At 73.4% G+C, this 13,608-nt stretch carries 13 protein-coding genes and 1 pseudogene; 10 read left to right on the top strand and 4 right to left on the bottom strand.

Translation table 11 applies throughout. The features are described from left to right. Nucleotides 1-426: pseudogene (locus ACZ470_RS28300) on the top strand (pyridoxamine 5'-phosphate oxidase family protein); the annotation flags it as partial. Nucleotides 427-567: 141 nt separating this feature from the next. After that, a complete protein-coding gene (locus ACZ470_RS28295; RefSeq protein ID WP_468431683.1) occupies nt 568-1,272 on the top strand; it encodes a response regulator in 705 nt (234 codons plus the stop codon). A 632-nt stretch (nt 1,273-1,904) separates the two neighbouring features. Here the strand turns inward: ACZ470_RS28295 and ACZ470_RS28290 are convergent. Beyond that, complete coding sequence (locus tag ACZ470_RS28290; protein ID WP_468431682.1) at nt 1,905-2,360, bottom strand: Crp/Fnr family transcriptional regulator; 456 nt, start codon at nt 2,358-2,360, stop codon at nt 1,905-1,907. Between the two features lie 410 nt (nt 2,361-2,770). Here ACZ470_RS28290 and ACZ470_RS28285 point away from each other — a divergent pair, with 410 nt between their 5' ends. After that, nucleotides 2,771-3,652 (top strand): universal stress protein, encoded by an 882-nt coding sequence (locus tag ACZ470_RS28285; protein WP_468431681.1) that lies wholly within the window; start codon nt 2,771-2,773, stop codon nt 3,650-3,652. A 25-nt stretch (nt 3,653-3,677) separates the two neighbouring features. On the opposite strand, the gene ACZ470_RS28280 is transcribed toward ACZ470_RS28285, so the two are convergent. Then, entirely contained in the window at nt 3,678-3,947 is a 270-nt protein-coding gene (locus ACZ470_RS28280) for a twin-arginine translocase TatA/TatE family subunit (RefSeq protein WP_468431679.1), read from the bottom strand. A 142-nt stretch (nt 3,948-4,089) separates the two neighbouring features. Between ACZ470_RS28280 and ACZ470_RS28275 the strand changes: the two genes are divergently transcribed. Then, nucleotides 4,090-4,479 carry a BlaI/MecI/CopY family transcriptional regulator gene (locus ACZ470_RS28275; RefSeq protein WP_468431677.1) on the top strand — a complete coding sequence of 130 codons (390 nt, stop codon included), beginning with the start codon at nt 4,090-4,092 and terminating at the stop codon, nt 4,477-4,479. Nucleotides 4,480-4,484: 5 nt separating this feature from the next. After that, on the top strand, nt 4,485-5,417 hold the full coding sequence (locus ACZ470_RS28270) for a M56 family metallopeptidase (protein ID WP_468431676.1): 933 nt from the start codon (nt 4,485-4,487) through the stop codon (nt 5,415-5,417). A gap of 48 nt (nt 5,418-5,465) precedes the next feature. On the opposite strand, the gene ACZ470_RS28265 is transcribed toward ACZ470_RS28270, so the two are convergent. After that, the gene (locus ACZ470_RS28265; protein WP_468431675.1) at nt 5,466-5,921 is read right to left on the bottom strand and encodes a tellurite resistance TerB family protein; all 456 of its coding nucleotides are present in this window, start codon (nt 5,919-5,921) and stop codon (nt 5,466-5,468) included. Between the two features lie 309 nt (nt 5,922-6,230). Between ACZ470_RS28265 and ACZ470_RS28260 the strand changes: the two genes are divergently transcribed. The 4 genes from ACZ470_RS28260 (at nt 6,231) to ACZ470_RS28245 (ending at nt 11,125) form a co-directional block, all read left to right on the top strand. Continuing rightward, nucleotides 6,231-7,571: a hemolysin family protein gene (locus ACZ470_RS28260; protein WP_468431674.1), complete on the top strand. Its 1,341-nt coding sequence runs from the start codon at nt 6,231-6,233 to the stop codon at nt 7,569-7,571. Continuing rightward, nucleotides 7,568-8,593, top strand: coding sequence for a hemolysin family protein (locus ACZ470_RS28255; protein ID WP_468431672.1), 1,026 nt, complete (start codon nt 7,568-7,570; stop codon nt 8,591-8,593). The genes ACZ470_RS28260 and ACZ470_RS28255 overlap by 4 nt, the downstream gene beginning before the upstream one ends. A gap of 178 nt (nt 8,594-8,771) precedes the next feature. Continuing rightward, nucleotides 8,772-10,109 (top strand): hemolysin family protein, encoded by a 1,338-nt coding sequence (locus ACZ470_RS28250; protein WP_468431670.1) that lies wholly within the window; start codon nt 8,772-8,774, stop codon nt 10,107-10,109. Further along, nucleotides 10,106-11,125 carry a hemolysin family protein gene (locus ACZ470_RS28245; protein WP_468431668.1) on the top strand — a complete coding sequence of 340 codons (1,020 nt, stop codon included), beginning with the start codon at nt 10,106-10,108 and terminating at the stop codon, nt 11,123-11,125. The genes ACZ470_RS28250 and ACZ470_RS28245 overlap by 4 nt, the downstream gene beginning before the upstream one ends. Before the next feature lie 22 nt (nt 11,126-11,147). On the opposite strand, the gene ACZ470_RS28240 is transcribed toward ACZ470_RS28245, so the two are convergent. Then, nucleotides 11,148-11,534 carry a hypothetical protein gene (locus ACZ470_RS28240; RefSeq protein WP_468431666.1) on the bottom strand — a complete coding sequence of 129 codons (387 nt, stop codon included), beginning with the start codon at nt 11,532-11,534 and terminating at the stop codon, nt 11,148-11,150. Nucleotides 11,535-11,707: 173 nt separating this feature from the next. On the opposite strand from ACZ470_RS28240, the gene ACZ470_RS28235 reads away from it, so the two are divergent. Then, the gene (locus ACZ470_RS28235) at nt 11,708-13,537 is read left to right on the top strand and encodes a thiamine pyrophosphate-requiring protein (protein WP_468431664.1); all 1,830 of its coding nucleotides are present in this window, start codon (nt 11,708-11,710) and stop codon (nt 13,535-13,537) included. The last annotated feature ends 71 nt before the right edge of the window (nt 13,538-13,608 follow it).

Raw genomic sequence — 13,608 nt, 5'->3', positions numbered from 1 at the left:
ATGCACCCCAATGACGGTTTCCGTGAACTCGGGCGCCAGGAGTGCCTGCGGCTGATGGCCGGGGCGCCCGTCGGCCGTGTCGTCTTCACGCGCAGGGCCATGCCCGCCGTGCTGCCGGTCAACTTCCGCCTGGACGCCGATGGCGCGGTCGTGTTCCGCACCGCCGCGCACTCGGAACTGGTCCGCGCGGTCGACGGCGCGGTGGTCGCCTTCGAGGCCGACGACGTCGACGCGGCCCGGCACGCCGGCTGGAGCGTCGTCGTCACGGGCCCCGCCAGCGTGGTGACCGACCCCGTCGAACAGCGGCGCCTGGCGCGCGGCGGCCCGGTCTCCTGGGTGCCGTCGGCCCAGGAGGTCTTCATCCGCGTCGAGTCCGAGCTGGTCACCGGGCGCGAACTCGTCGGCGGACGCTCCCTCTACGGGGTGAGCACGGCGGTCGCCGACATCGCCCGCCCGGGTTCTAGGGCCGATCGGCCCTGGCCGCCCGGCCCGGGATTGCGCAGGATGGGTGGGCCGGGGGGATCAGCCGGCAGGGACGTACCCGCAGCACGGAACGAGGAGCCATAGATGGCGGACGGCGAACAGCAGCCCGGACCCGGACCCGACGACCCGATCCGGGTGTTCCTGCTGGACGACCACGAGGTGGTCCGGCGGGGGGTGCACGACCTGCTGAACGACGAACCGGACATCACCGTGGTCGGTGAGGCCGCCACCGCCGAGCAGGCCCTGGTCCGCGTCCCCGCCCTGCGCCCCCGGGTCGCGGTCCTGGACGTGCGGCTGCCGGACGGGGACGGCGTGAGCGTCTGCCGCGAGCTGCGCTCCGCCATGCCCGACCTGGCGTGTCTGATGCTGACCTCCTTCGACGACGAGGAGGCCCTGCTGGACTCGATCATGGCCGGTGCGTCCGGGTACGTGCTCAAGCAGATCCGTGGCTCCGACCTGGTGACCGCCGTGCGCACGGTGGCCCGCGGCCAGTCGCTGCTCGACCCGAGTGCCACCACCCGGCTGATGGCCCGGCTGCGCGGTGGACAGCGGAAGGAGGAGGAGCAGCCGGACGCGCTGCCAGGACTGACCGAACGGGAACGCGAGATCCTCGCGCTGATCGGCGAGGGACTGACCAACCGGCAGATCGGGCAGCGGCTGTACCTGGCCGAGAAGACGGTGAAGAACCACATCTCCCGGCTGCTGGCCAAGCTCGGCGTGGAGCGCCGTATCCAGGCCGCCGTCATCGCCACGCAGGTGCAGGACCGCATGAAGCGGGAGGGCCGCTGACGCGCCGCACCGGCCGCACGGCGCCGGAAGCGGGGCTGCCTTCGCCCTGGTGGCCCGGCTGACCCCGGCCGGTCGGGTCGGCTCGGTCGCCGGGGCGGTCGGCCTCGGCGGCTTCCCGCTCCCGCTGGTCATGGGTTCCCTGTACGGCGAGTTCGGCACCTACGCCGTCGGCTCCTGGCGGTCGTGGCCGCCGCACCGGCCTACACGCCCACCGCCGTACGCGCCCCCCCGCACACAGGACGACGCTCACCAGCCACCCGCCCCGCGAGCAGCACGGCTAAGGGCGTGTCCGCAACGTCGCCGCCTGCACCGCGACGCCTGGCACATCCTCTCGCCGCACCGGGCGAACACCCGAGTACGACCAGTACGCGGACGTCCGCCCGGCACTCCCGCAGCCTTCGGCGCCCCGCGACCAGCGCGGCTCAGGGCGTGTCCGCAAAGTCGCCGCCTGCCTCGCGATGCCCGGCACTCCCTCCAGCTTTCGGCCGGGGGACCCCCAGAGCACGCACCAGCCGCACCGCCCCGCGAGTGGCACCGCTCAGCAGCGGAACCCGCCGAAGGCCCCTTCTCCCGCTCGTCGGCGAGCGGGAGAAGGGGCCTTCGGAGTTCGCCGGGGCGCCCGCTCGCGGGCGTCATCCGCTGCCGCTGCCGTACGGGGCGTAGAGGTCGAGCAGGCGGACGCGGGTCGCGTGCAGGCGTTGGGCGACCACCCGGCCGACCCACACGGCGACCGCACGGCCGAACTCGGGGTCACCGGCGCACATGGCCCGTACGGCCTCCGCGTCGAACTCCCAGGCCCGAACGGGACTGGTGGTCTCGGCGCCCAGGTGCCACAGGTTGGGTGCGAAGTGCCAGGCCCAGCCGATCAGTTCACCGTGGCCCAGCGATTCGATCACGGCCGCGCGGTGACCCGGCACCCGCATGTCGAGGGCGACGGTCCCGGTCCGGACGATCCAGAACCGGTCGGCGCGCCTCCCCTCCTCGAACAGGCGGGCCCCGGCCTCGAAGGAGACCTCGCGGGCGTGCCGCATCAGTCCCTCGCGGTGTTCGGCCGGGAGACCCGCGGTCAGAGTGGTGGTGGAAGTCATCGCTCCGTCTCCTTTCGAGCCCGCCGCCCAGCCGAACGGCGACTTCGGGTCCTCCGCTGTCAGCGTGTGCCCGCCCGGCGGGAGAGGCCAGGGGCCGGCCGGCCCCCGCCGAGGGCCCTTCGGCCCCACCGGCTCGGAGCCCCGCTTCCGCGGGCACCGGGCGTGCGCGGGGAAGTCCCCCCGGGCCGCTTCCGCGGGCAGTCGTGCCGCAGGGCGGCACGGGTGGGCGCGACGGCACCCCGCCAACGCCGGGCTGCGTGAACACCCCCCGGCCGAGTGCACGCCCCGCAGGGTGCCGCCCCGGGGCCTGATGGCCCTCCGAGGAGGACCCGGCAGACCCTGCGCGGGCGCCGTCGGCAAGGGCGACGCTGGTCAACGGGGAGAAGGCCCTGTCGCTGGAGGTGCATGTCATGTCGTCGCCCGTCACCGTCGGTGTGGACGGTTCCGCGGAGAGCCTGGCGGCCGCCGAGTGGGCGGCGCGGGAGGCCGTACGCCGCGGACGGTCCCTGCGGCTGCTGCACGCCCGCAGCCGGCCCCCGCGCCAGGGCGGCGACGCGGAGACCGCCCGCGCCGCCGAACGGCACCTGGCGCGGCGCGTCCTGCGGGCGGCGGAGGAACGCGCCCTCGCCGCCCAACCCGAGGTGCGGTTGTACGACGAGCAGGTGGCGGGTCCGGCGGCCCCCGCCCTGGTGAAGGCGGCGGACGACGCCGAGGCGCTGGTGCTGGGGTCGCGCGGGCCGGGCCGCGTCACCGGGATGCTCGTGGGCTCGGTGGCGCTCTCCGTCGTGGCGAGGGCCACCCGGCCGGTCGTCCTCGTACGGGCCGACAAGGCCGGGGAGGCAGCCGACAAGGCTGGCCCCGGGCGCCGCGACGTGGTCCTCGGCGTCGACGTGGCGGAACCGTGCGACGAGGTGCTCGCGTTCGCCTTCGAGGCGGCGCGACTGCGCCACGCGCGGCTGCGAGCCCTGTACGCCTGGCGCGCACCCGACCGCTTCACTCCCGGCCCCGGCGGGACCGGCCCGGTGGGCGACCAGGAGCGGGCCGGGGAATGGCTGCGCTTCCTCTCCGCCGTGCTCCAGGTGTGGCGGGACAAGTACCCCGACGTGGAGGTCCTGCGGACGGTGGTCGAGGGCAAGCCGGCGGGCGCCCTGGCGAGGGCGGCGTCCGGTGCGGAACTGCTGGTCGTCGGACACCGGCTCACCGACCGTCCCAGGCTGCCGCGCACCGGCCCGGTCACCCACGCCGTGATCCACTACGCCGGCTGCCCGGTCGCGGTCGTACCGCACCACTGACCGCGCGCACCCCGCCGGGCGGGGCTCAGCGGGCCGGACGGCCCTCCGGCGGGGTGTCGTCCGCGCGCTCGGTCCGCTCGGCTCCGGGGGTGGAAGGCCGCAGTGTCTCCCCCTGGACGATCCGGGGCGTGGAGCCGGTCTCCGCCGCGGCGTCCTGCTCCTTCATCGCGCGGGCCTCGGCCTTGAGGATGCGGGCCGACTTGCCCGCCGAACGGACGAGGTCCGGGAGCTTCTTGGCGGCGAGGACGGCTATGACGACGATGAGGATGACGGCCAGCTCGCTCAGTCCGAACATGGGTGCAATGCTCCTTCTCCGTGGCACGGGCCCGGGCAGAATCTACATCACTGTAGAGAGAAGTTGGGGTGGCTCACGGGATCCGTCGGCGTCTATACGATGTCTGCCCGGCGAACTGGCGGCAGCGGAAGGGAGGCGGGGCGTGGCGGACGAGCGGGAGCGTTCCCGGCGTCGGGGACAGGGCGAGCTGGAGGCGCTGGTCCTGACGGCGCTGCGGGAGGCGGACGGCCCGGCGACGGCCGGCTGGGTGCAGGAGCGCCTGGGCGGCGGTCTCGCCTATACGACCGTCATCACCATCCTGACCCGGCTGCTGGCCAAGGGTGTGGTCACCCGCGAGCGCGCGGGCCGGTCCTTCGCCTGGACGCCCGCGTCCGACCAGGCCGGCCTGGCCGCGCACCGGATGCGCAGGGTGCTGGACGCCGAGAGCGACCGGGAGGCGGTGCTCGCCAGCTTCGTCACCGGCCTCGGACCGGACGACGAACGCCTGCTGCGGGAACTGCTGGGCCGGTCCGGGGACGAAGGGGACGACTGAAGCCCATGGGGGTGTTCGTCCTGCTGCCGCTCGTACTGCCCCTGACGGCCTGGCCCATCGCGCGCCTGGCCGAGCAGCATCTGCACCCGCGCACGGCGACCCGGCTGCTGACCGCCGTGGCCGCGGTGATGGCGGTGTGCAGCACGGTGTGCCTGGGACTGCTGATGGTGGTCGGCACCGCCCAACTGCCCGGGAACCCGCTGCCCGACGGCTGGTCCGACCCCGAGGTGCGCGCGGCGGTGCCGTACGACGAGGTGGCCGGCAAGGCGGCGATCCCCGCCCTGTGCGCGGTGCTGGCGGCGTGCGGCCGGACGCTCTGGCGGCACGGCCGGGTGCGCCGCCGGGCCCACCGGGCGCTGGCCGGGCTGCGGGACACGGAGACGGCGGTCCTCCCGGACGACGTGCCCTACGCGTACGCGCTGCCGGGCGGCCGGCGGGACCGCGTCGTGGTGACCACGGCCCTGCTGGAGAGTCTGGAACCGGCCGAGCGGCGGGCGCTGTTCGCCCATGAACGCGCCCATCTCGCCGCCCGGCACCACCGCTTCCTGCTCGCCGTCCAGCTGGCCGCGCGGGCCAACCCGTTCCTGCGGCCGCTGCGGACGGCGGTGGCGTACACGGCGGAACGGTGGGCCGACGAGGACGCGGCGCAGACGGTCGGCAGCCGCCGCGCCGTGGCCCGGGCGATCGGAAAGGCGGCCCTGGTGTCGCGGGGCACCCCGGTCGCCACGCTGGCGGGCCTCGCGGCGGCGGGGCCGGTGCCGCGCCGGGTGGCGGCCCTGCTCGGGCCCGCTCCCGCGGCGCGCCGCCTGCCGTCGCTCTTCACCCTGGTGGGTCTGGCGGTGTGGGGCGCCGCCGCGGGGACGGCGGTCTCCGCGATGTCGTCCGCGAACTCCGCCGTGACGATGGTCCTCATCCTCTACGCCGCGACGCCGCTCTGAGACGGGTGCGGCGGGCCGGGGACCGGCCCGCCGCGGGCTCCGGGCCGCTCAGAGGTCGAACTCGTGCGGCGGCAGGTCGAGGGCGTAGCACGCCTCGCGGACCACGGCCTGCTCGTCCTTGTCGAAGTCGCCGTCGGCGCCGCCGATCACGATGCCGATCTGGATGACGGCCCGTGCCTCGGCGGGCTTCTTCTTCGCCTTGGCGATCTCCTGCATGACGCTCACCTTGCCGAAGGCGAAGTCGGCCGTCAGCTTGCCGAGGTTGTCCTCGAAGCGGCGGCGCAGGTCGTCGGCGGGGAAGTTCTGCAACACCTCGTTGGTGGCGATGAGCTGGGCCACGCGCTGCCGCTCGGACGGGTCGACCGTGCCGTCCGCGGCGGCGACCAGGGCGCACATCGCCATGCTCGCGTCGCGGAAGGCACCGCTCTTCAGGTCGTTCTTCTTCGCCATGAGCTGCGTCTGCATCGTCGACGCGGACTCCTTGAGGCGGTCCCACAGGGCCATGAGTACTCCGTATGTGTCGGGAGGGCGTCCGGACCGAGGCACTTCCGGACCCCGGAACTTCTACAGTAATGTAGAAGTTACTCGCTTACGACTTCTACAAGTGCGTAGAAACACAGAGGGTTGGCCTAGGAGGGACTTTGCGTCTCCTTTACAGTTGATGCGGAGCCAGGACATCCTTGCTTCCCACACTTCTCGTCCCATGTGTTCGAAAAGGAGCGACGGTCTCCCGATGGGTGATCCTCCCAGTAGCAGCCGTGCCACCTCCCGCCGTCCGCGCCATGCGGCCAACGACGGAGCGGGGGTGGCACGGTGACCGAGGTCCTGCTGCTCCTGCTCGCCGTGCTGCTGACACTGGCCTGCGCGGTGTTCGTCGCGGCCGAGTTCTCGCTCACCACCGTCGAGCGCGGTGAACTGGAGCGCGCGGCCGAGGCCGGCGAGCGCGGCGCGGACGGCGCGCTGAAGGCCGTACGGCAGCTGACCCTGCAACTCTCCGGCGCCCAGCTCGGCATCACCGTCACCTCGCTGGTGATCGGCATGCTCGCCGAGCCGTCCCTCGCGGCGCTGCTGCGCGGCCCGCTGCGGGCGATCGGCCTGGGCGGCGCCGCCTCGTCGGTGGCCACCGTGCTCGGCGTGCTGGTGTCCACCGTGGTGCTGATGGTGGTCGGCGAGCTGGTGCCCAAGAACTGGGCGATCTCCCGGCCGGCGGCGGTCGCGAAGGTGGTCGCGGGCCCGCAGCGCGCGTTCACCGCCGCGTTCGGCCCGTTCATCGGGCATCTGAACAGCACCGCCAACCGTTTCGTACGCCGCTTCGGCCTCGAGCCCGCCGAGGAACTGGCCTCCGCGCGCACCCCCGAGGAACTGGGCGCGCTCGCCCGGCACTCGGCCGCCGAGGGCGCCCTGGAGGCGGACTCCGCCGAACTCTTCGTGCGCACCCTGCACCTGAGCGAGCTGACCGCCGAGAACGTGATGACCCCGCGGGTCGACGTCAAGGCCCTGGAGATGCACGCCACCGCCGCCGACGCGGCCGCCCTCAGCCACGCCACCGGCCTGTCCCGCTTCCCGGTCCACCGCGACGGCCTCGACGACGTGGTGGGCACCGTCCACATCCGCGACGTGCTCGCCCTGGAGCCGGAGAAGCGGGCCGACACACCCGTCACCGACCTCACCACCCCGCCCCTGCTGGTCCCCGACAGCCTCCCCGCCGACCGGCTGCTGGAGCGGATGCGCGCGCACCGCACCATGGCCGTGATCATCGACGAGTACGGCGGCACGGCCGGCGTGGCCACCGTGGAGGACATCGTCGAGGAGGTCGTCGGCGAGGTCCGCGACGAGCACGATCCCCTCGAGGTGCCCGACCTCGCGCCCGCCCCGGCGACGGCGGACGGCCGCGCGGTGTGGGAGTCCGACGGCAGCGTCCGCCTCGACCGGCTCACCGACGTGGGCCTCACCGCGCCCGAGGGCCCCTACGAGACCGTGGCCGGCCTCATCGCCACCCGTCTGGCCCGCATACCCGTCACGGGCGACGCGATCGACCTCGACGGCTGGCGGCTCGACGTGCTGGAGGTCGAGCACCACCGCGCCGACCGCATACGCATCACCGCACCGGCCCCCGCGACGCGGCTCGCCCAGCTCGTGGAGGGAGCCCGATGACCGCCCTTCAGCTCACCATCGGCGCCCTGACCCTGCTCACCAACGCGTTCTTCGTCGGCGCCGAGTTCGCCCTGATCTCGGTGCGCCGCAGCCAGATCGAACCCCGCGCCCGAGCGGGCGAGAAGCGCGCCCGGATGACGCTGTGGGCGCTGGAGCACCTGTCCGCGATGATGGCCACCGCCCAGCTCGGCATCACCGCCTCCTCCCTGGTGCTCGGCGCCGTCGCCGAACCCGCCATCGCCCATCTGCTCGAACCCGGCTTCGAGGCGGTGCACATCCCGCACGGCCTGGTGCACCCGATCGCGTTCGTCATCGCCCTGGCCCTCGCCACCTATCTGCACATGCTGATCGGCGAGATGGTGCCCAAGAACATCGCGCTCGCCGCGCCCGTGCCCAGCGCCCTGCTGCTGGGCCCGCCGCTGGTGGCGCTGACCCGGGCGCTGCGGCCGTTCGTGTTCGGGATCAACGCCTTCGCCAACGTCCTGCTGCGGCTGCTGCGGGTCGAGCCGAAGGACGAGGTCGAGTCCGTCTTCACCGACGACCAGCTCGCCCGCATGGTCGTCGACTCCAGCGAGGCCGGACTGCTCGGCCCCGCCGACGGGGAGCGGCTCCGCGACGCGCTGGAGCTGGGCACCCGGCCGGTCGGGGAGATCCTCGTCCCCGTGCAGCGGATGCGCGCCGTCGACCACACGATCACCCCGGCCGGGCTGGAACGGCTGGCCGCGGAGGCGGGCTTCTCCCGCTTCCCGGTCACCGGGCCCGACGGCACCCTCCTGGGCTACCTGCACATCAAGGACACCCTCGGCGCCGCCGACCGCGACCGGCCCTTCCCGCGCACCGCGCTGCACAAGGTCACCCGGGTGCGCATCGACACGCCGCTCGACGACACGCTCACCGCGCTGAGGGCCGAAGGCAGCCATCTCGCCGCGGCCGTCGGGGAGAGTGGCACCGTCATCGGCTTCGTGACCATGGAGGACGTGCTGTCCGAGCTGGTCGGTCCCGCGGCCCCGGCCACGACCTGACCGCCGCGGCCGGGAACACGGCTCCGGCCCGAAGCGTTGGCATTCCGTACATCCACAGAAGGAGCACGTCCTTGTCCGCCAGACCGACGGACCCCCCGGGGCACAGTCCCGGACCATCCCGCCAGGATCTCCCTGAGCACGGCACACGGCGGGATGCCCTTTCACAATCAACGCGCCGATGAGTGCCGCGAACGCCCTCCTGGGCCTGCTGGCCGTCTTCGTCCTGACCGCCGGCACCGGATACTTCGTCGCCCAGGAATTCGCCTACGTCTCCGCCGACCGCCTCGCCCTGGCCCGCGACGCGGAGTCCGGTGACCGGAAGGCCGCCCGCGCCCTGAAGGTGCTGGAGCGGCTGTCGTTCATGCTGTCCGGCGCCCAGCTCGGCATCACCGTGACCGGACTGGTGGTCGGCTTCATCGCCGAGCCGTCCGTGTCCGCCCTGCTCAGGCCCGTACTGTCCGGCATGGGCATCCCCGACGCCGCCGTGAGCGGCATCGCGGTCGTACTGGCCTTCGTACTGGCCACGGTCGTGCAGATGGTGCTGGGCGAGCTGGCCCCCAAGAACCTCGCCATCGCCGTGCCGGAGCGGCTGGCGAAGGCGCTGGCCGGCTCCACGCTGGCCTATCTGAAGGTCGTCGGACCGGTCGTGCACGTCTTCGACGCGGCGGCGAACAGGCTGCTGCGCCGGGTCGGCATCGAACCCGTGGAGGAGCTCCACCACGGCGCCACCCTGGAGGAACTGGGTCACCTGATCGGCGAGTCCCACGAGCGGGGCGCGCTGCCCAAGGACACCGCGACCCTGCTCGACCACGCCCTGGAGTTCTCCGACCGGACGCTGGACGAGGTGATGGTGCCCCGCGTGGACGCCGTCTTCGTCCGCAAGGATGCCACCGCCGCCGAGGCGGTCGACCTGATCGCCAAGCACGGCCACTCCAACTACCCCGTGCTCGGCGACCACCCCGACGACATCGGCGGCGTCCTCGGCGTGGCCGAGCTGATGCGCCTGCCCGCGGACCGCCTCACCGGCACCACGGCCGGCGCGGTCGCCCGGAAGCCGCTGCTGCTGCCGGACACCCTGCCGCTGCCCGACGCCGTGACCCGGATGAGGGAGCGGGGCGACGAGTTCGCGGTCGTCCTGGACGAGCACGGCGGCGTCGCCGGCATCGTCACCTACGAGGACATCGCCGAGGAACTGGTCGGCGACATCGCCGACGAGTCCGACACCGTCACCGAGGTCGCCGTCGCGGACGGCGACGCCTGGCTGGTGGACGCCGGCCGTCGGCTGGACGAGGTGGCCGAGGCCACCGGCGTCGAACTGCCCGAGGAAGAGGACTACGACACCGTGGCCGGCCTGATCGTCGACCGGCTCGGCCGCTTCCCGGCCATCGGCGACCGGCTCACGGTCGAGCTGCCCGACGGGGACACCGCCGTGATCGACGTACGCACCCTCGACCGGCACGTGCCCGACCGCGTGCGCATCGCGCGGACCGCCCGTGGGACGGAGGAGCAGGCATGAGTTTCCCGATGGCGCTCTTCGTCACCGTGCTGCTGCTGATCGGCAGTGGATTCTTCGTGGCCGCCGAGTTCGCGCTGGTCGCCGCCAAGCGGCACCGCATGGAGAAGGCCGCCGCCGAGGGCCGGCGCGGCGCCGGCGCGGCTCTGGCGGGTATGCGCGAGCTGTCGCTCATGCTGGCCGGCGCGCAGCTCGGCATCACCGTGTGCACCCTGGGCCTGGGCTCCGTGTCCAAGCCCGCGATCTCGCACGAACTCGACCCGCTGCTGCACCGGTTGGGCCTGCCGAGCGCGCTCAGCTACGGCGTCGCCTTCGCCGTCGCCATGATCGTGGTCGTGTTCCTGCACATGGTGATCGGCGAGATGGCCCCCAAGTCCTGGGCCATCGCCCACCCCGAGCGGTCCGCGATGCTGCTCTCGCCGCCCTTCCGGACGGTGGTGAAGGCCGTACGGCCGCTGATCCGGCTGCTGAACGCGGTGAGCAACGCGCTGGTACGGCTGTGCCGGGTCACCCCGCGCGACGAGCTGGCCTCCGTCCACAACCGGGAGCAGCTCACCCACCTGGTCGCGGAGTCCGAGCGGCTCGGCCTGATCAGTGAGACGGACTCGGAGCTGCTGACGCGTTCGCTGACCGAACCCGAGACCCCGGTACGGGACCTCCAGGTGCCCGCCGCCGAGGTCGCCTGGGTGGACGGCGGCGCCGGACTCGACGAGGTCCTGCGCGTCGCGGCGGCCGGGGACCGCACCCGGCTGCTGGTCCGCGAGCACGACATGGTCCTCGGCTCGGTGCACGCCCGGGACGCCTTGGTGGCCCGCGCCCAGGGCCGGGCCACCAGTGCCCGTGCGCTGGCCCGCCCGGTGCCCGGACTCACCGAGGACGCGACGGTCGGCGAAGCGATCGACCTGCTGCGCCGCCGCCGGTCCTCGCTCGCCGTGGTCCGCGACGGCTCCGGGGCACTCACCGGCGTGGTCAGCCTGGACGACCTGCTGGCCCGCTTCCTTCAGCCTGAAGCCGCCTGACGGCCCCACGGCCGGGACGCGGTCAGCCGGCCATCCGGCGGCGTCGCTCGTTGTGCCAGGCGATGGCCCGCCGGATGTCGGGCTCGTGCAGCCCGGTCCGGCAGCCCAGCTCGGTCATGCCGAGCACCGGCGGGCCGGACGCCATCACCCGGGAGATCTTGCCCGCCCAGAGCTCCTCCTGCACGAAGGGGCGACGCGTGTACGCCTCGCGGACCACGCCGAGGTGGGCCTCGCAGCAGGCGGTGACGCGGCGCAGACCGTCGTGCCGGTCGTCGGTGGGATGGACGGAGGAGGAGTCCGCGACCCAGCCGCTCACCGCCTCGCCCGGCGGGAACGTCCGCGCGCAGAGGTCGCACAGCTCCAACGGAAGGGGCTCGGAACGCTGTGCGTGCTTCCTTCGCTTCCACATCGCGGGCTCCCGGGGCCGGATGGGGCCAGCCTACTGCGCGCACCCCGAGGACGGGCCGGCCTCATGACGTTTGCGCCGGACACCGCACGGAACCCGTCCCCCTTCTCTGGCAGCGTGACGCGTGCCCGCGGCGAGCGGGCACGCGTCGGCGGAACGGAAGGTCGAGGGCCGCCATGCAGGTTTCCGACTACATCCTCCAGCGCCTGCGCGAGTGGGAGGTGGACCACGTCTTCGCCTACGCGGGCGACGGCATCAACGGTCTGCTGGCGGCGTGGGGGCGAGCCGACGACAACCCGAGGTTCGTGCAGTCCCGGCACGAGGAGATGTCCGCGTTCCAGGCCGTCGGCTACGCCAAGTTCTCCGGCAGGGCCGGCGTCTGCGCGGCCACCTCGGGTCCCGGCGCCATCCACCTGCTCAACGGCCTGTACGACGCCAAGCTCGACCACGTTCCCGTCGTCGCGCTGGTCGGGCAGACCGACCGCAGTGCCATGGGCGGCTCCTACCAGCAGGAGGTCGACCTCCAGAACCTGTACAAGGACGTCGCCTCCGACTTCTGCGAGACGGCGACGGTGCCGGAGCAGCTGCCCAACCTCATCGACCGCGCCTTCCGCACCGCCTACGCGCGCCGCACGGTCACCGCGGTCATCATCCCCGCCGACGTGCAGCAACTGGAGTACAGCCCGCCGAAGCACGCCTTCAAGATGGTGCCGTCCAGCATGGGGATCGGCCACTACGCCCCCGTGCCCGCCGACGCCGACGTCGAACGGGCCGCCGAGGTCCTCAACGCCGGTGACAAGGTCGCCGTCCTCATCGGTCAGGGCGCCCGCGGCGCCCGCGCCGAGGTGGAGGAACTGGCCGACGTCCTGGGCGCGGGCGTCGCCAAGGCCCTGCTCGGCAAGGACGTGCTCCCCGACGACCTGCCCTACGTCACCGGCGCCATCGGCCTGCTCGGCACCCGGCCGTCCTACGAGCTGATGCGGGACTGCGACACCCTGCTGATGATCGGCTCCAGCTTCCCGTACACCCAGTTCATGCCGGAGCTGGACCAGGCACGCGGGGTGCAGATCGACATCGACCCGCACATGATCGGCCTGCGCTACCCCTTCGAGGTGAACCTCGTCGGCGACGCGGCCGAGACGCTGCGCCGACTCCTGCCGAGGCTCCGCCGCAAGAAGAAGCGGTCCTGGCGCGAGAAGGTCGAGAAGGACGTCGCCCGCTGGTGGGAGGTCATGCAGCGGCGCGCCGCCGTGGACGCCGACCCGATCAACCCGGAGTACGTGGTGCACGCCCTCGACGGCAGGCTCCCCGACGACGCGATCGTCACCGCCGACTCCGGTTCCGCCGCCAACTGGTACGCCCGCCACCTGCGGCTGCGCGGACGCATGCGCGGCTCCCTGTCCGGCACCCTGGCCACCATGGGACCCGGTGTCCCGTACGCCATCGGGGCGAAGTTCGCGCACCCCGAGCGCCCCGCCATCGCCCTCGTCGGGGACGGCGCCATGCAGATGAACGGGATGATGGAGATGGTCACGGCCGCCAAGTACTGGCAGGGCTGGGCCGATCCGCGGCTGGTCGTCGCCGTCCTCAACAACGGCGACCTCAACCAGGTCACCTGGGAGATGCGGGCGATGTCCGGGGCACCGCAGTTCGAGGAGTCGCAGCACATCCCCGACCTGCCGTACGCCGAGATCGCCCAGCGGATCGGGCTGGAGGGCGTACGCGTGGAGAAGCCGGAGCAGGTCGAGGCGGCCTGGGACCGCGCGCTCTCCGCCGACCGGCCCTTCGTCATCGACTTCCGCACCGACCCCGCCGTGCCGCCGATCCCGCCGCACGCGGAGCTGGACCAGATCGAGGCCGCCGCCTCCGCCGTGCTCCGGGGCGACAGCGACCGCGCCTCCATGGTCAAACAGGGCTTCAAGGCCAAGGTGCAGGAGATGCTGCCGGGCACCCGGCACCGCTCCGACCGCCCCGGCGCCGGACCCGGCGACAGCGCCGGCACCTGAGGCGTGCGCACCTCTCCCCGGCCGCCCGGCGTGTCGGGTGCCCGCCCGGGGCCGCTGGTGGACGATGAAGG

This window comes from Streptomyces sp. NPDC031111 (assembly GCF_055570675.1).
Note: the sequence above shows the minus strand (reverse complement) of the source record. Positions and strands in the feature narration are given on the sequence as shown.